At 58.7% G+C, this 15,278-nt stretch carries 19 protein-coding genes; 6 read left to right on the top strand and 13 right to left on the bottom strand.

Going from position 1 to position 15,278, the window contains the following annotated elements:
* Window positions 1–22 precede the first annotated feature (22 nt).
* The 13 genes from I7X13_RS02130 to I7X13_RS02190 all read right to left on the bottom strand — a co-directional run bounded on the left by I7X13_RS02130 (window position 23) and on the right by I7X13_RS02190 (window position 10,075).
* Entirely contained in the window at window positions 23–421 is a 399-nt protein-coding gene (locus tag I7X13_RS02130) for a hypothetical protein (RefSeq protein ID WP_213019004.1), read from the bottom strand.
* 16 nt (window positions 422–437) lie between these two features.
* A complete protein-coding gene (locus I7X13_RS02135) occupies window positions 438–683 on the bottom strand; it encodes a hypothetical protein (protein ID WP_198074170.1) in 246 nt (81 codons plus the stop codon).
* Window positions 684–772: 89 nt separating this feature from the next.
* Window positions 773–2,119, bottom strand: coding sequence for an acetyl-CoA carboxylase biotin carboxylase subunit (gene accC / locus I7X13_RS02140; protein WP_198068132.1), 1,347 nt, complete (start codon window positions 2,117–2,119; stop codon window positions 773–775).
* A 153-nt stretch (window positions 2,120–2,272) separates the two neighbouring features.
* On the bottom strand, window positions 2,273–2,752 hold the full coding sequence (gene accB, locus I7X13_RS02145) for an acetyl-CoA carboxylase biotin carboxyl carrier protein (protein ID WP_198068993.1): 480 nt from the start codon (window positions 2,750–2,752) through the stop codon (window positions 2,273–2,275).
* Window positions 2,753–2,876: 124 nt separating this feature from the next.
* Window positions 2,877–3,440 (bottom strand): elongation factor P, encoded by a 564-nt coding sequence (efp, locus tag I7X13_RS02150; RefSeq protein WP_190922262.1) that lies wholly within the window; start codon window positions 3,438–3,440, stop codon window positions 2,877–2,879.
* Between the two features lie 136 nt (window positions 3,441–3,576).
* On the bottom strand, window positions 3,577–4,587 hold the full coding sequence (locus I7X13_RS02155) for a beta-ketoacyl-ACP synthase III (RefSeq protein ID WP_198068133.1): 1,011 nt from the start codon (window positions 4,585–4,587) through the stop codon (window positions 3,577–3,579).
* A 149-nt stretch (window positions 4,588–4,736) separates the two neighbouring features.
* Window positions 4,737–5,678 carry a phosphate acyltransferase PlsX gene (plsX, locus tag I7X13_RS02160; protein WP_198068134.1) on the bottom strand — a complete coding sequence of 314 codons (942 nt, stop codon included), beginning with the start codon at window positions 5,676–5,678 and terminating at the stop codon, window positions 4,737–4,739.
* A gap of 119 nt (window positions 5,679–5,797) precedes the next feature.
* Entirely contained in the window at window positions 5,798–6,028 is a 231-nt protein-coding gene (gene rpmF, locus I7X13_RS02165; RefSeq protein ID WP_198068135.1) for a 50S ribosomal protein L32, read from the bottom strand.
* A 69-nt stretch (window positions 6,029–6,097) separates the two neighbouring features.
* Entirely contained in the window at window positions 6,098–6,631 is a 534-nt protein-coding gene (locus I7X13_RS02170) for a YceD family protein (protein WP_198068136.1), read from the bottom strand.
* 77 nt (window positions 6,632–6,708) lie between these two features.
* Window positions 6,709–7,077 (bottom strand): helix-turn-helix domain-containing protein, encoded by a 369-nt coding sequence (locus tag I7X13_RS02175; RefSeq protein WP_198068137.1) that lies wholly within the window; start codon window positions 7,075–7,077, stop codon window positions 6,709–6,711.
* Window positions 7,074–7,382, bottom strand: coding sequence for a type II toxin-antitoxin system HigB family toxin (locus I7X13_RS02180; RefSeq protein ID WP_198068138.1), 309 nt, complete (start codon window positions 7,380–7,382; stop codon window positions 7,074–7,076). Before I7X13_RS02180 ends, I7X13_RS02175 begins: the two co-directional genes overlap by 4 nt.
* A 78-nt stretch (window positions 7,383–7,460) precedes the next feature.
* On the bottom strand, window positions 7,461–8,495 hold the full coding sequence (gene pdxA, locus I7X13_RS02185) for a 4-hydroxythreonine-4-phosphate dehydrogenase PdxA (protein ID WP_198074171.1): 1,035 nt from the start codon (window positions 8,493–8,495) through the stop codon (window positions 7,461–7,463).
* Window positions 8,496–8,617: 122 nt separating this feature from the next.
* Window positions 8,618–10,075, bottom strand: coding sequence for a leucyl aminopeptidase family protein (locus I7X13_RS02190; RefSeq protein ID WP_198068140.1), 1,458 nt, complete (start codon window positions 10,073–10,075; stop codon window positions 8,618–8,620).
* Between the two features lie 228 nt (window positions 10,076–10,303).
* On the opposite strand from I7X13_RS02190, the gene rsmA reads away from it, so the two are divergent.
* The 6 genes from rsmA to I7X13_RS02220 all read left to right on the top strand — a co-directional run bounded on the left by rsmA (window position 10,304) and on the right by I7X13_RS02220 (window position 15,270).
* Window positions 10,304–11,134, top strand: coding sequence for a 16S rRNA (adenine(1518)-N(6)/adenine(1519)-N(6))-dimethyltransferase RsmA (gene rsmA / locus I7X13_RS02195; RefSeq protein ID WP_198074172.1), 831 nt, complete (start codon window positions 10,304–10,306; stop codon window positions 11,132–11,134).
* Between the two features lie 43 nt (window positions 11,135–11,177).
* The gene (locus tag I7X13_RS02200; protein ID WP_198068142.1) at window positions 11,178–11,792 is read left to right on the top strand and encodes a hypothetical protein; all 615 of its coding nucleotides are present in this window, start codon (window positions 11,178–11,180) and stop codon (window positions 11,790–11,792) included.
* Between the two features lie 12 nt (window positions 11,793–11,804).
* Window positions 11,805–12,770: an NAD(P)-dependent oxidoreductase gene (locus I7X13_RS02205; protein WP_198074173.1), complete on the top strand. Its 966-nt coding sequence runs from the start codon at window positions 11,805–11,807 to the stop codon at window positions 12,768–12,770.
* 104 nt (window positions 12,771–12,874) lie between these two features.
* Window positions 12,875–13,348: a transcription elongation factor GreA gene (gene greA, locus I7X13_RS02210; protein WP_198068144.1), complete on the top strand. Its 474-nt coding sequence runs from the start codon at window positions 12,875–12,877 to the stop codon at window positions 13,346–13,348.
* 159 nt (window positions 13,349–13,507) lie between these two features.
* Entirely contained in the window at window positions 13,508–14,338 is an 831-nt protein-coding gene (locus I7X13_RS21860) for a nuclease A inhibitor family protein (protein WP_198074174.1), read from the top strand.
* 101 nt (window positions 14,339–14,439) lie between these two features.
* Window positions 14,440–15,270 carry an alpha/beta hydrolase gene (locus I7X13_RS02220; RefSeq protein ID WP_198074175.1) on the top strand — a complete coding sequence of 277 codons (831 nt, stop codon included), beginning with the start codon at window positions 14,440–14,442 and terminating at the stop codon, window positions 15,268–15,270.
* Window positions 15,271–15,278 lie beyond the last annotated feature (8 nt).

Consider the following 15,278-nt stretch of genomic DNA (forward strand, 5'->3'; position numbering starts at 1 on the left):
GCACGGCTGGCTTGGCAATGCGCTACTGCGTCACCGTAATTTCCGGCAGCCCTTCTTCTGTTAAGTCGCCACCCGTTTCGGCCGCATTTTTCTCAAACTTCGAAAAGCAAATAGTGCGGTTCGATGCATACCGACTGGTAGGGTCGTTGATGATGACAACGTGGTTGAACGTGCCGAATTCCTTGCCCTCGTACATCAGGGTTTGCTTGATGCCCAGGTCGGGCTTGTTCACCACGTCCACGTAAATGTTGCGGCCCACGCCCTTAGGCCCCGGCTTGGCAAAGAGCACCGTGGTTTCGATGCTGCCGTTGCAGGAATCGGCGCAGCCTGCAATAGTGCCTGTTGCAATGACAAGAATTGCTAGGAATAATTTCAGAAAAGCGCGACTTTTCGACAGTATCAAGCAAGTACTTAGCGACATTCTAAAAGCAAGGGGACTAGTTTAACCAGTTATTTAACCAGTTAATTTTCTGTTGCACGATTCGCTCTGCTTCAGCAACAGCCTCTTCAAGGGTTAAACCACCAAGAGAAAATGAACCTGTACCAATCACAAAGCCTTTGGCAGGCCATCTAATAAGATAGGATTCTCCTTTCTCGTTCAGATTAGGTGTTTCATCAGACAAATCAAAGCCCTCATCCTTCTCTAACTCGTAATAGACATCGTGATTAATACAGGAAATCACGACTGATTTCCGTATTACTCCATCGTAAAGCCAATAACCGCGCTTTACTTCTATTTCTTTGAGTGGCGTTTCGGATAAAATTCCGGAGTCTAAATCGTCGAGAAATCAAACGACTGCTCCAGGAAAGCCGTCGTGAAATTCCCCTCCTTGAAGTCCGCGTTGTCCATCAGGGCGAGGTGGAAGGGGATGGTCGTTTTCACGCCTTCCACCACAAACTCGCTCAGGGCGCGTTTCATTTTCACAATGCACTCCTCCCGGGTCTGGGCCACGGTGATGAGCTTGGCAATCATCGAGTCGTAGTTGGGCGGAATCTGGTAGCCGGCATACACGTGCGTATCCACGCGCACGCCATGGCCGCCGGGGATGTGCAGCGTGGTGATGCGGCCGGGCGCGGGCCGGAAGCCGTTGCGCGGGTCTTCGGCGTTGATGCGGCACTCCATGGCGTGCATCTTGGGGTAGTAGTTCTTGCCCGAAATCGGGATGCCCGCCGCAATCTTAATCTGCTCCTTGATGAGGTCGAAGTTGATAACTTCCTCCGTCACGGGGTGCTCTACCTGGATGCGGGTGTTCATCTCCATGAAGTAGAAATCCCGGTTGGCATCCACCAGAAATTCGATGGTGCCCACGCCCTCGTAGCCAATAGCCGCCGCGCCCGCAATGGCCGCTTTGCCCATTTTCTCGCGCAGTTCGTCGGTCATAAACGGCGAGGGTGCCTCCTCCACCAGCTTCTGGTGGCGGCGCTGAATGCTGCAGTCGCGTTCCGAGAGATGGCACACGTGCCCAAACTGGTCGCCGGCAATCTGCACCTCGATGTGGCGCGGCTGCACCACGTACTTCTCCAGATACATGCCGTCGTTGCCAAACGCGGCCTTCGATTCCGTGCGCGCGTCGTCCCAGTGTTTCTGGAATTCGTCGTCGGAGTGAATAATGCGCATGCCGCGCCCGCCGCCCCCGGCCGTGGCCTTGATGATGACGGGGTACTTGATTTTATTGGCAATTTTCTTGCCCTGCTCCACCGATTCGAGCAGGCCTTGCGAGCCCGGCACCACCGGCACCCCGGCCTTAATCATGGTTGCCTTGGCCGTGGCCTTGTCGCCCATCTGGTTAATCATCTCAGGCGAGGCCCCGATGAACTTGATGCCATTCTCGGCGCAGATGCGCGAGAATTCCGCGTTTTCGCTCAGGAAACCGTAGCCGGGGTGAATGGCGTCGGCGTTGGTGATTTCGCAGGCCGCAATCAGGTTGGGCATGCTCAGGTAGCTGTCTTTGGAGGCCGGCGGCCCGATGCACACGGCCTCATCAGCAAACTTCACGTGCAGGCTTTCCTTATCGGCAGTCGAGTACACGGCCACCGTTTTGATGCCCATTTCCTTGCAGGTGCGGATAATGCGCAGGGCAATTTCGCCCCGGTTGGCGATGAGTATTTTCTTAAACATGGGGACTTAGGGTCTTAGGGACTTGGGTGGGAGAGTATAAGGGCGGCAACGGGGGCCAAAGCGCACAAAAAAAGGCTTGGGGACTCGGGCAATAGATTTTTCGCCGTACGCAAAAAATCCAAGTCCCGAAGTCCCCAAGCCCCCAAGTTCCTTCTACTCAATCAAAAACAGCGGCTGGTCGTATTCTACCGGCGTGGCGTTGTCCACCAGCGCCTTCACAATGCGGCCGCTTTCTTCGGCTTCAATTTCGTTGAACAGCTTCATCGCCTCAATGATGCAGATAACCTGGCCTTTCTCCACCATATCGCCTACCTGCACAAAAGCAGGTGCTTCGGGGCCGCTGCTGCGGTAGAAAGTGCCAATCATGGGCGCTTTCAGGGGCTTATAGTTGCCAGCAGGAGCTTCTGCGGCGGTGGCCGGAGTAGCGGCAGCGGCCGCCGGAACCGATGCAGGAGCGGCAGCTACCGGGGCCGGGGCCGCAGGTGCCACTACCGGCGCTGCCGTGCCGAATACGGTTTTGGTGTTGGGGTCGCGCTGCACCGAGATTTTGAACTCTTCGGTTTCGATGTTGACCTTGTTCAGTCCCGATTTGGCAATAAAATCGAGCAGCTCCTGGAGTTCTTTGGCTTTCATGGCAGCGTCCTTTTTGGGCGAATTTGACATATTCTTTAGCTGCTAGCGTTTGGCTGCTAGCTCTTTGCTTTTTCTAGAACGTCAGCTAATAGCCAGTAGCTAAAAGCCAACAGCTTATAAAAAACTACTTTACGCGCTCGACGTAGCTGTAGTCGCTGGTCTTGATGCGGATTTTGGTGTCCACATCAATAAACAGCGGCACCTGGATGCGCGCACCGGTTTCTACCGTAGCGGGCTTCAGGGTATTGGTAGCGGTGTCGCCGCGCAGGCCCGGCTCGGTATAGGTCACCACAAGGTCCACGGTGGTGGGCAACTCGGCGGTGAGGGGCATCTCGGTTTCGGCGTGCATGAGGATGGTCACGTCCTGGCCTTCCTTCATCAGGTCGGCAAAGGGCACCATCTCCTCGGGCAGCACCACTTGCTCGAAGTCTTCCTTGTTCATGAACGTGTAGCCGTAGTCGTCCTTGTAGAGGAACTGGTGCGGGCGCTGCTCCACGCGGGCCGTTTCCACCTTCACGCCGGCGTTGAAGGTGTTGTCGATGGTGCGACCGGTTTTGATGTTGCGCATCTTAGTGCGCACAAAGGCGGGACCTTTGCCGGGCTTCACGTGCTGAAACTCGGTGATGACGTGCAACTCGTTGTTGTAATTAAGAACGAGCCCGTTGCGGAAGTCGGCGGTTGATGCCATGGTTTCTAAACTTTTAGCTGATAGCCATTAGCTATGAGCTTTTTTGTGGGTGTTTTTGTGAGCGGTTATTCATAAGCTTTTGGCTATTAAACAACCGAAAATCCAAAGGAGGGACAAAGCTAACAGTTAATGGCCATTAGCTAACGGCAACGCGGTTGCCATCATATGCCCATTTAAGGTAGATGGAGCCCCAGGTGAAGCCACCGCCGAAGGCCGCCAAAATGAGGTTGTCGCCGCGGCGCAGCTGGCTTTCGTAGTCGGCCAGGCACAGCGGAATGGTCGCACTGGTGGTGTTGCCGTAGCGGTCAATGTTGAGCATGACCTTCTCGGGGCCCACGCCCATGCGGTTGGCGGTGGCGTCGATGATGCGCTTGTTGGCCTGGTGAGGCACCAGCCAGGCCACGTCTTCGTTGGCCAGGTGGTTGCGCTCCATCACCTGGGCGGCCACGTCAGCCATGCTTTTCACGGCAAACTTGAACACCGTAGCGCCTTCCTGATAGATGTAGTGCTCTTTGGCGTCAATGGTTTCGTGCGTGGGCGGGCGGCGGCTGCCACCGGCTTTCTGGTGCAGGTAGGGCTCGCCGCTGCCGTCGGTGCGCAGCACCATGTCCAGCACGCCAAAACCATCGGTGCTGGGTTCGAGCAGCACGGCCGCCGCGCCGTCACCGAACAGAATGCAGTTCGCGCGGTCAGTGTAATCAACAATGGCCGACATTTTATCGGTCCCCACGATGACTACCTTCTTGTACGTACCCGCCTGAATGAACTGCGCGCCGGTGGCCAGCGCGTACAGGAAGCTCGAACAGGCCGCGTTCATATCGTAGCTGAAGGCATTGCTGGCCCCCACGCCGTTGGCGATGATGTTTCCGGTGGCTGGGAACAGCATGTCGGGCGTTACGGTCGCGCAGATGAGCAATTCGATGTCCTTGGCATCGGTGCCCGTTTTGTCGAGCAACTGCTGCACCGCCTTGATGCCCATTACCGAAGAACCCTGGTTTTCGCCCTTCAGAATGCGCCGCTCCCGAATGCCGGTGCGCGACATAATCCACTCGTCGTTGGTATCCACCAGCTTTTCAAGCTCGGCATTGGTAAGCACGTAGTCGGGCACATAAGAGCCCACACCAGTGATGGCGGCAGTAATCTTCATACGGGCAAAAGTAGGCGGGGCAAGCGTAAAATGGGAATGCGAGCGGCGGTGCGGCCGGAAATAGCCACCCAACGCCCCGGCAATGAGCGCCCAAGCGTCTAAAAAAAATCCGGCCGAAGCCGGAAGTTTTTCACCGCCGGGGACCGGGGCTAGGACTTAAAAGTAGCCTTTATTTGGTCAACAATTCCGGAATCGGCCATGTTGAAGCCCTGCACCAGCATGTTGCCAATGGCCAAAGGCGTACTGCGCCCGTGCCCGATAATTGCGTTGTCGTTGATGCCCAGAATGGGCGAGCCGCCCACGGCTTCGTAGTTGAATTTGTCGAAGAACGGGTCGTGGATGTGCTTGGCTTCCATCAGTTCGTAGATGGATTCAGCCATTTTCAGCAGAATGTTGCCCGTGAAGCCGTCGCACACAATCACGTCGGCTTTGTCGTTGAACATATCGCGCCCTTCCACGTTGCCCACGAAATGGATGTGCGGATTCACCTTCAGCAGCTGGTGCGCGGCCTGGGTGATGGGCGTGCCTTTGCCCTCTTCTTCGCCCAGGTTCACGAGGCCCACTTTGGGCTGCTCGATGCCCAGCACGTAGCGGGCATACAAGAAGCCGAGCTCGCCGAATTGCTCCAGCATTTCGGGCTTGCACTCGGCATTGGCTCCCACATCCAGCAGGATGCCGAATTCGCCCGTCATTTTGGGAACGAAATTGGCAATGGCGGGGCGAATCACGCCGGGCACGGCCTTCACCGTGAGCATTGCCCCCACGAGCATGGCGCCCGTGTTGCCAGCCGAGCAAAACGCATCGACTTCGCCCGTGAGGAGCATTTTGTAGCCCACGGCAATGCTCGAGTCCTGCTTCTGCTGGAAGGCTTTGGCAGGGTGCTCGCCCATGTCGATAACCTGCGACGCGGGAACGAACTCGAGCGCGGCTCCGGCCGGGCCGGCAGCCTGAAGCAGGGGACGCACGGCGTCTTCCTGGCCGATGAGGACAATGGTGGCCCGGCCAGCGAGCTGTTCGGCGGCCAGCAGGGCACCCGCCACGGCGGCTTGGGGGGCGAAATCGCCGCCCATTGCGTCGAGGGCTATTTTCATGAAAGAGGTGTTTGGAGGTAGGTCAGCGGAAAATCAAAAGTACCAAAAATCCGGCCCCGCTGGCTTAAAAAAGGAGCGAAGCCGGACCTAGTGGTGCCGCGAAGTAACAACCAAACGCGCTATTCGTCGTCGCCGGTAGCATCGGCCGCAGGAGCGGCGTTGGTTTTTGCGTAGTTTTTGATAGCCAGCTGGCCGTTGTGGTACAGGTCGCCATCCACTACGTAGGCCTTGTGGCGCAGGTGCAGCTCGCCCGTGTTGGGGCACAAGGTCACGGCCTTAGGGGTCAGCTTGTAGTGGGTACGACGCTTGTCGCGAACGGCGGAAGAAGTGCGGCGCTTAGGATGTGCCATGGTTTAGTTGAAATTAGGGGATTGAAGTTGCGGTTAACGAGTGGGGAGCGACTCGGGGCACTGACGGATTCAGTTCAGGTTGCGCAGGGCGGCCCAGCGCGGGTCGGCCGGCTCGTCGTCGTCGGGTCCCTCGTTTTCGTCGCGGGTCGAGAAGATGAGCTTGGTTTCGGCGTCGGGGTTGTCGTCGGCCTCGTTCTGGAAGCGCGGGTGCAGCTTCTTCATGGGCAGGGCCAGGCCGATGTAGTCGTAGAGGTGCTGCGCCAGCGGCAGGGTCTGGGTGTCGGGCGTGATTTGCAGCACGTTGTCGTCCAGCTCCTTAGCTTCGTCGCCGAAGCGCACCAGCAGTTGTTCGTGAATATCCAGCGGCTGGTCGAACTCATCGAGGCTGCGGTCGCAGGTGAGCTGCACGGTGCCGGTGATATGGAAGTTCAGCGTGAGCAGGCGCTCGGTTTTGATGAGCTCCACGTCGGCGTGCAGGTGGCCTTGCTCCACCAGCGGCTGGTCGAACAGGGCGAAGAATTCGGGACCCAGCTCGAACTCAAAGTGGTGCGTTTTCAGCGCCAGCTTGGCTAAGTTGAGGTCGTATTTGCTTTCTTTTTTCACGGTCGCTTGGATAGCAGGGGGCAAAAGTAGTGAAAATCCGGCTTTTTGCCAAAAGCTCGGGCTATTTTCCCGGTTGTTCAGGCAGTTTTGAGGATGAATTCGGGGCTGATGTGCAGGCGCTCGTAGAGCTTTTTGGCCAGGTCCATGGTTACGCGCCGCTTGCCGCTCAGGATTTGGGAGAGGCGGCCGGGCGGCACTTCGAGCAGGGCGGCGAGTTCCTTTTGCTTAAGGTGCTGTTGCTGGCGCTTCAACTCAATCATGGCCGGCAGGGTAGTGGGCTTGGGCGGCAGGGGAAAAATTTCCATCCGAAGCTCGTAGTCCTCGATGGCTTCGGCTAACTCACGGGCACGGGGCTGAATTTCCGGATGCGCGTCTATGTCTTGCGCTTCCAAAGTATCAAATTCGCGAAACGCTTGGCGCAGTTCTTCGGGGGTGTTAATAATCATGGCCTTATAAACTCAATAGTAGTCGCGTCAATGGCATCGTATTGCCGATGCGTGCCGACAAACTTGATATAAACGGTGCGCGTCGTGAAAGAAATGGATGCAATCAAGCGGTAGTGGTTGCCTTTTATGTTGAAAACAAAACGCTGGTTGCCAACATAATCAGCAGTACCAAAAGACTGCCGCACGGCTGCACCATTTGCCCAATCAACGCCGCGCACATAGTGGTACCACTCTTCCAAAGCCGATTCCGCATCGGGATGGGCCAATACAAAAGCGCGCAACACGGCTCGGCTGATAATGACCATGAGCGGATAGAAGCAGAAACGCGGCCGTTGCCAGCCGCGTTTCAAAATTAGAAAGAAAATTTCGTTTCTGAGAAGATGCTACCGTGCCGAGCGAGGCTGGGCAGCTTCCCAGCGCTGCTTCCAGATGTCGCAAGCCAGGTACACAGCGGCACGGAAGGACGATTCGTCGGCCCGGTACTGGCCGGCGAGGCCGTAGGCGGTGCCATGGTCGGGCGAGGTGCGGACCACGGGCAGGCCGGCCGTGAAGTTCACGCCGCGCTCGAAGGCCATGAGCTTGAAGGGAATCAGGCCCTGGTCGTGGTAGAGCGCCAAGGTGGCATCGAACTGCCGGAACTGCTGGGTGCCGAAGTAGCCATCGGCCGGGAAGGGGCCGACGACGAGGTGGCCGTCGTGGGCAAACTGCTGGATGACGGGCGTCACGAAGTCGCCTTCTTCCTTGCCCAGCAGACCGTTTTCGCCGGCATGGGGGTTGAGGCCGAGCACAGCGATGCGGGGCTTGAGGATGCCAAAATCGTTTTTGAGCGACTTGAGCAGCAGGGTGATTTTGGTGCGCAGCAGCTCAGCCGTGAGCTTGGCGGGCACGTCTTTGAGCGGGACATGGCCGGTGACGGTAGCAATGCGCAGGCCGGCATCCTCGTCCACCAGAAACATCAGGCTCTCGGGAGCTTCGAAATAGCTGGTGAGAAACTCGGTGTGGCCTGGGTAGCGGAAATTGTCGGCCTGGGTGTTGTCTTTGCTGATGGGGGCCGTTACGATGCCGTCGAGCTTGCCGGCTTTGAGGTCGCGGGCGGCGCAAAGCAGGCTTTCACGGGCAGCCGCGCCGGTGGCGGCGGAGGGCTGGCCGGGGGCGAGAGCAAAATCTTCGTCCCAGCAGGTCACGGCATTGAGGCGGCCGGGGGCAATGTCAGCGGCATCGCGCAACTGGCGAAACTGCAGGTGCTCGGTATCGGCGGGGGTGGGAAAATCATCGAACAGCGCCGTGGCCGTGCCATAGATAACGGGCGTGCAGATTTTGAGCAGGCGCTCATCGAGAAGGGTTTTATAAATGACTTCGGGGCCGATGCCGGCGAGGTCGCCCACGGAAAAGCCGAGGCGCGGGAGGTTGTGGGACATTTTTTATTCTGTCATCCTGAGCGAAGCGAAGGACCTTATCCAGTTCGCGCCGCTAGGGTAAGTTAATTGTGACAGAAGCACCCGTAATTAAGATGCTTCCTTCGTCAGCATGACAACGAGGGTTAAGCAAGCTGCTTGGTCAGGAACTCATAGAGCAACCGCACGCCCACGCCGGTGCCGCCTTTGCCGCGGTAGCTCTCGGGCGCGGTGAGGTAGGCCGGGCCGGCGATGTCGAGGTGAATCCAGGGGTAGCCGACGGCGAAGCGCTCCAGGAATTTGGCAGCTGAGATGTGTCCGGCTTCACCCTTGCCGAGGTTGTTGATGTCGGCGATGTCGGACTTGATGTGGTCGGCATACTCGTCCCAGAGCGGAAACTCCACGAGGCGCTCGTGCACGGCGTGGCCGGCTTCGGCGAGCTTTTGCAGGGTGGCGGGCTCGGCGGTGCCCATTGAGGCGCTGGCCTCGGTACCGAGGGCGCGCACAGCGGCGCCGGTGAGGGTGGCTAGGTCGATAACCAGTTCGGGCTCGTAGCGTTTGGCGAAGCTCAAGGCGTCGGCCAGAAGCAGGCGGCCTTCGGCGTCGGTGTTGCGCACTTCCACGGTGAGGCCGGAGTGCATGGTGATGACGTCACCGGGGGCGTAGGCGAGGCCGCCGGGGCGGTTGTCGGTGGCGGGCACGAGGCCGATGACGTGCAGCGGTACCTGGTTTTTGGCAAGGGCGTAGAGCGTGCCGGCCACGGCTGCGCCGCCGGCCATGTCGCACTTCATCATATCCATGCTGTTGGGCGTGGGCTTGAGGCTGAGGCCGCCGGTGTCAAATACCACGCCTTTGCCGACGAGGACGTAGGGCTTCTCGTTTTTGGCGCCTTCGGGCTTGTATTCGAGGATGCTGAAGGTGGGCGGCTCCGGTGAGCCGAGGTTGACGGCAAGCAGGCCGCCCATGCGCAGGGCTTCAATTTTGGCCAGGTCGAGGATGTCGGTGGTGTAGCCGGCTTCGTCGCCGGCCTGGGCCATGCGCTCGGCAAACTGCACGGCATTCAGCTTATTGAGCGGGGCGTTAACGAGGTCGCGGGCCAGCTGCACGCCGGCGAGCAGGTTGGCAAGCTCATGAATTTTGGCCACTGAGGTTTGGCCATTCACCAGGTAAACCGTTTTTAGGGCCGGAGCTTTGAGCGACTTCTCGTCGGTTTTGTAGCCTTCGAACTGGTAAGCTGTTAAGGCTAGGCCTTCGGCCAGTAGCAGGGCCGCGTTGGGCGTGGCGCTGAGGTTCTGGATGAAAACTTCGGCTACTTTTTCGGCTTTCAGCTGGGCGTGCAGGGTGTGGCCGGCGCGGCGCAGTTGCTCGGCTACCTGGGCGGAGGTAGGCTTGTCGGCGAGCACCACGAAGTAGTGGTGGTGGCTGAAATGGTTGAGATGAACGAGCTTCTGCTCGTCGGCGAGGGCGGCGTTTACGTACTGGCGAGCGGCAGCCACAAGGTCGCCGGCGGCGGCATCGGGCAGGGTAGTGGTGCCAGCGGGCAGGATGAAGACCTGGGTGGACTGGGCCGGCGCGGCGGCCGCGTGAGCGAGGGCTAAGGACATAAGCGGAGATGAAGGCCGTAGATTTGAGGCCGCAAGGTACTGTTTAGGTAGCGAGGTTTTTCTGACGTTCGAAATAGTGCGTCGTACTCGGCCAAAACAGCCCGTCGTGCAGGGCGTAGCACAGCATCTTTATCGCATTAGTAAATAATGCTGCTGCAACGAAGCGGTAAGGATGCTGCGCTGCGCCCTACACGACGGGCAATTAACACTCTTTAAAATCTTCCTCTCGTGAATACCGTCCGCCCCAAAAAGCACTTAGGCCAGCACTTTCTGGCCGACCCGAATATTGCCCGCAACATCGTGGGCGCTTTGCAGCTGCCCAACGGGGTGAAGGAAGTGCTCGAAATCGGGCCGGGTATGGGCGTGCTCACGCAGTACCTGCTTCAGAACCCGGCCTACCAGACCAGCGTGGTCGAGATTGATACTGAGTCGGTGGCCTACCTGAAAGTGCATTACCCGGGGCTGGCTGAACGCATTTATGCCACCGACTTCCTGAAGCAGAGCCTGGACACGCTGTTTCCCGGCCAGCCGCTAGCCATCATCGGCAACTTCCCTTACAATATCAGCAGCCAGATTTTTTTCGCCGTGCTCAACAACCGCCAGCAGGTGCGCGAGGTGGTGGGCATGATTCAGAAGGAAGTAGCCGAGCGCCTGGCCGAGCCGCCCGGCTCCAAAACCTACGGCATCCTTAGCGTGCTCCTGCAGGCGTTCTATAAGATAGATTATCTGTTTACGGTGCCGCCGCACGTGTTCAACCCGCCGCCCAAGGTGGAGTCGGCCGTAGTGCGCCTCACCCGCAACGACGTGCAGCAGCTAGACTGCGATGAGAAGCTGTTTTTCCGGGTGGTGAAACAGGCGTTCCAAACGCGCCGCAAGACGCTGCGCAACGCGCTGAAACCGTTCGGGATCCCTGCCGAGGCGACGACGGACGCCATTTTTGAGCGCCGCGCCGAGACTCTAAGCGTGGCTGATTTTGTGGCGCTGACGCGGCACGTAGAGCAGTATCAGGCGGGCGGTGCGTCGTTGTCGGATTTGAACCCCAACGACATCACCGCCTAATTTCTCGGTGCAATTCAGTAGTTAACTCCTTCATTTTCCTCCAATGAAAAAAGTTTTCGTTGCCGTTAGCCTGTTGCTGTGCTCCTTTACCATGTCGGCCGATGGTCCGTGGTTTAGCGGCAAAATCGTGTACCACAACACGTTCAGCACTCTGGCCGGCCAGGATATCACCGAAAAGTTGAGCCCAATTTTCGGTCTTGAGAACCTCTACTACATCAGTGGGGAAAACTATAAGTCTTACACCGAAAAGAAGCTGATGCTGGAGCTTTATACGGCTAAGACCAATCAGATGCAATACGTTATTAACGGGCAGCATAGCACGGTTGACGCGGCCACAGACACGCCCGGCGCAACAATAAAGCCGCTTACCGGTGAGACGACTATTGCTGGCTACGGTTGTCATAGTCTGCAAATTGATACTGACGGCATCACGACAGTGTATTATTATTCACCTAAACTGCGAGTGAACCCAGAGCTGTATAAAAAACACTTGGCAGGTAACTGGTACGCTTTTTTAAAAGCCAGCCATGGCGCACTTCCCCTAAAGTTTATCATGACTGACCGCAAGCAGGGATATATAATGAACTGTGAAGCCACTTCCGTAGAGGCAATGGCACTTACAGAAAGCGAGTTCACCATGGAAGCTCCGGCCCGCTAACGCTTCCCAACCATGAGCCTCTGCCTCGTCGTCGACGAAATGCACCCTTCGCTGCAGCCGCTGCTCCAAAGCATCGGCGTCGAAATCGATTACCAACCCAGCTTGACGGCCGCCCAGGTACCGGCCGCCCTGGCCGCGAAGCCCTACGAAGGCCTGGTAGTGCGCAGCAAGTTGCGTGTAACCGCCGACCTGCTGGCCCACGGCCCGCAGCTGCGCTACGTAGCCCGCGCCGGCGCCGGCACCGATAACATCGACGAAGCCGCGATGGCGGCGGCTGGCGTGGCGCTGCTAAATGCACCCGAGGGCAACCGCGACGCGGTGGGCGAATTTGCCGTGGGGCTGCTGCTGGGGCTGCTACGCAACATCGCGCGGGCCGACCACGAGGTGCGCAATGGGCAATGGCGGCGCGAGGCCAATCGGGGGACCGAAATCGGCGGCAAAACCATCGGGCTGCTGGGCTACGGGCACATGGGGCGGGCGTTTGCGCGGCGGCTGGGGGCGTTTGGCTGCACGGTGCTGGCGCATGACAATGACCCGGCTGTATGCACCGACGGCCACGCCACGCTGGTGCCGCTGGCCGAGCTGCAGACGCGGGCCGACGTGCTCAGCCTGCATATTCCGTATTCGGCAGCCAACCACCATTATGTGGATGAAGTATTCCTGACCGGTTTCGCCAAGCCGGTTTGGGTGATGAACACGGCCCGGGGTGAGGTAGTGGACCAGGCCGCGCTGGTGCGGGCGTTGCAAAATGGCACGGTGCGCGGCGCGGCCCTCGATGTGCTCGATAACGAAAAGCTCAATACCCTCAGCCCGGCGCAGCAAGCCACGTTCGATTTCCTGCGAGCGGCTCCCAATGTGGTACTCACGCCGCACGTAGGCGGCTGGACATTTGAAAGTTATGCCCGCATCAACGAAGTGCTGGTGGAGAAAATTCGGGCTTTTCGGGCGGGCACGTTCGGCGCAAACGCGGGGAGCTAATTCGTTTTGCGTATCTTTGCCAGGAACCTAAGAAGGGAGAACGGTTGGCAGTGCCAGCCGTTCTCCTTGCTTTTTACCCATTCCGTTCCGCATCCGTTCCCACCATGGCTACTATCAATTATTACACCCCCGAAGGCCTGCAAAAACTGAAGGACGAACTCCAGGACCTTAAAATCCGGGGCCGGGCCAAGGCCGCCGAAGACCTGCGCGAAGCCCGCGACAAGGGCGACCTGAGCGAGAACGCCGAATACGACGCCGCCAAGGACGCGCAGGGTTTGCTGGAGCTTAAAATTGCCAAGCTCGAAGAAGTGCTGGGCAACGCCCGCCTTATCGATGAAACCAACATGGATTTCAGCAAGGTGCTCATCATGAGCAAAGTGAAGCTGAAAAACCTGAAGAACAATATGGTGCTCGACTACACCCTGGTGGCCGAGGAAGAAGCCAACCTGGCCGCTGGCAAAATCTCGGTGAAGTCGCCCATTGGCAAAGGCCTGCTGGGCAAATCGGCCGGCGACACGGCCGAAATTGTGGTGCCCGCCGGCAAGCTGCAGTTTCAGATTCTGGAGATTTCGCGCTAGCAAATAGGTGCCTGGTTGCCGGTGCTTGGCGCCTGGCAATTTACCAGAAGGGCCGTTCCGAAAGGGGCAGCCCTTTTTTTGTGCTGCTTTCCGCGAAAGACCGTTATTTGTGCTGCGTGAAACCATGCAACAAGCTCCAACAACCAAGCGTCAATTCCCATGCCTTCAATTTTCTCCCGCATCGTTTCCGGCGAACTGCCGGCGTATAAAGTGGCCGAGGACGGCCGCCACCTGGCGTTTCTCGATATCACGCCGCTGGTGGAAGGCCACACGCTGGTGATTCCGAAGAAGGAAGTCGACTACATTTTTGATATGCCCGCCGATGAGCTGGCGGCCCTGCATGTGTTTGCGCAGCGCGTGGCCAAGGCCGTGCAGGCGGCCGTGCCGTGCAGGCGCATAGGCGTGGCCGTGATTGGATTGGAAGTGCCGCACGCGCACATTCACCTCATTCCGATGAACAAAGTGTCGGACATGAACTTTGCTAATCCCAAAATCAAGGTGCCTGAGGAGCGGATGAAGGAGTTGGCGGCTGCCATTGCCGCCAAAGTGGAGGGCGGCAGCGGCTTGGCCGAGGCCAAACCGGCCGGGGCCGATGCCAGCGCCGCCGTGCCTGCCGAGCTGCAAAAGCAAGTGGCCGGGCTGCACTTTATGAGCGAATCGGATGCGCCGCTGGAAGCCGTGGCCTACGCCGCGCCGGGCGGCGAGCTCAGCAACGCCGCGCTGCTAAAGCTGCTGGGCGAGCCCGCCGATGCCAAAGTGGAAACCGTAGAGTTGACTCAGTTCCTGCGCAACCACACGGCCGACGATGGCGTGCTCGGCGATGTAGCCCAGGCCAACCGCTACAAGGCCCTGCAAATGTTTATGAAACAGGACATGAACGATGTGCAGGTCTACCGCGTGGGCGCGGGGCCGCAAATCCACGCCTACGCTTTGGGGCGAATGATGGACGGCACGCTAGCCGGCTTCAAAACCGTATTGACTGAAACCTAATACTAACTAACGGACCCTGCCTTTTGGGGCACGATTGCAACGGTGGGGGTGAAAGGCTGTCTGTAGCGACAGTCTTTCATCCCCACTTTCATTTCCTACTTATGCGCTGCGTTTTACTGGTAAGCTGTTTCTTATTGCTGAGTTTGGGGGCCTGTGCGCTGAAACCCACCCGCGAGTGGATAGCCACGCCCGACTCGCTGGGCTTGCGCTACCAAACCACGGCCCTCACCACGCCCGACCACGCCCAACTAACCGGCTGGATAGTGGAGCCCGCCGCCAACGTGCCCGACCGGCATACCACAATGGTAATGGCCTACGGCGACATGAATAATATGTCGTATTTCCTCTGGCAGGCGCGGGCGCTGAGCCAGGGCGGCTACAGGGTGTACCTGTTCGACTACCGCGGCTTCGGGCACAGCAGCGACTTTGCCATCGACCGACAACACCTCTATTATCCCGAGTTCAGCACTGACCTGCGCACCGTGCTGGCCGATGCCCGGCACCGCTACCCGCGCAGCCGCACGGGCATCATCGGCTACTCGATGGGCACCATTATGGGCTCGGAAGTAGCGGCCCGGGGTGGGTGTGATTTCCTGATTGCCGAAGGCTACGTGGCCAGCCCGCAGCGCATTGTGGCCGAGCAATTCGGGCGCTATCAGAAAACGGTGACGCTGCCTGCCGAAGCCGCCGACTACACGCTGGTGGCCCGCCGCGTGAACTGCCCCTGGCTGCTGATAGGCGGCACCGGCGACCACAACACGCCGCTAGCCGATTCCGTGGTGATAGCGCGGCAAGCCCGTTGGTTGCAGCGCCGGCAGGTGCTCAGCTTCGAGGGCGGCCATGGGGAAGGCTTTTATAAGCTGAGCGAGGCGGAGTACGGCGACAAATACGTGCGGGAGGTGACGCGCTTTCTGGACCGCAAGCGGAGCTAGAGCAGTTG

The organism is Hymenobacter negativus (assembly GCF_016056375.1).
GTDB classification, from domain to species: Bacteria; Bacteroidota; Bacteroidia; order Cytophagales; family Hymenobacteraceae; genus Hymenobacter; species Hymenobacter negativus_A.

Coding starts and splice junctions, on each gene's coding strand:
- I7X13_RS02130 (WP_213019004.1), bottom strand. CDS start 421: ATGTCGCTAAGTACTTGCTTGATACTGTCGAAAAGTCGCGCTTTTCTG.
- accC (WP_198068132.1), bottom strand. CDS start 2,119: ATGTTTAAGAAAATACTCATCGCCAACCGGGGCGAAATTGCCCTGCGC.
- accB (WP_198068993.1), bottom strand. CDS start 2,752: ATGAAAGCCAAAGAACTCCAGGAGCTGCTCGATTTTATTGCCAAATCG.
- efp (WP_190922262.1), bottom strand. CDS start 3,440: ATGGCATCAACCGCCGACTTCCGCAACGGGCTCGTTCTTAATTACAAC.
- I7X13_RS02155 (WP_198068133.1), bottom strand. CDS start 4,587: ATGAAGATTACTGCCGCCATCACTGGTGTGGGCTCTTATGTGCCCGAC.
- plsX (WP_198068134.1), bottom strand. CDS start 5,678: ATGAAAATAGCCCTCGACGCAATGGGCGGCGATTTCGCCCCCCAAGCC.
- rpmF (WP_198068135.1), bottom strand. CDS start 6,028: ATGGCACATCCTAAGCGCCGCACTTCTTCCGCCGTTCGCGACAAGCGT.
- I7X13_RS02175 (WP_198068137.1), bottom strand. CDS start 7,077: ATGATTATTAACACCCCCGAAGAACTGCGCCAAGCGTTTCGCGAATTT.
- I7X13_RS02180 (WP_198068138.1), bottom strand. CDS start 7,382: ATGGTCATTATCAGCCGAGCCGTGTTGCGCGCTTTTGTATTGGCCCAT.
- pdxA (WP_198074171.1), bottom strand. CDS start 8,495: ATGTCCCACAACCTCCCGCGCCTCGGCTTTTCCGTGGGCGACCTCGCC.
- I7X13_RS02190 (WP_198068140.1), bottom strand. CDS start 10,075: ATGTCCTTAGCCCTCGCTCACGCGGCCGCCGCGCCGGCCCAGTCCACC.
- I7X13_RS02200 (WP_198068142.1), top strand. CDS start 11,178: ATGAAAAAAGTTTTCGTTGCCGTTAGCCTGTTGCTGTGCTCCTTTACC.
- I7X13_RS02205 (WP_198074173.1), top strand. CDS start 11,805: ATGAGCCTCTGCCTCGTCGTCGACGAAATGCACCCTTCGCTGCAGCCG.
- greA (WP_198068144.1), top strand. CDS start 12,875: ATGGCTACTATCAATTATTACACCCCCGAAGGCCTGCAAAAACTGAAG.
- I7X13_RS21860 (WP_198074174.1), top strand. CDS start 13,508: ATGCCTTCAATTTTCTCCCGCATCGTTTCCGGCGAACTGCCGGCGTAT.
- I7X13_RS02220 (WP_198074175.1), top strand. CDS start 14,440: ATGCGCTGCGTTTTACTGGTAAGCTGTTTCTTATTGCTGAGTTTGGGG.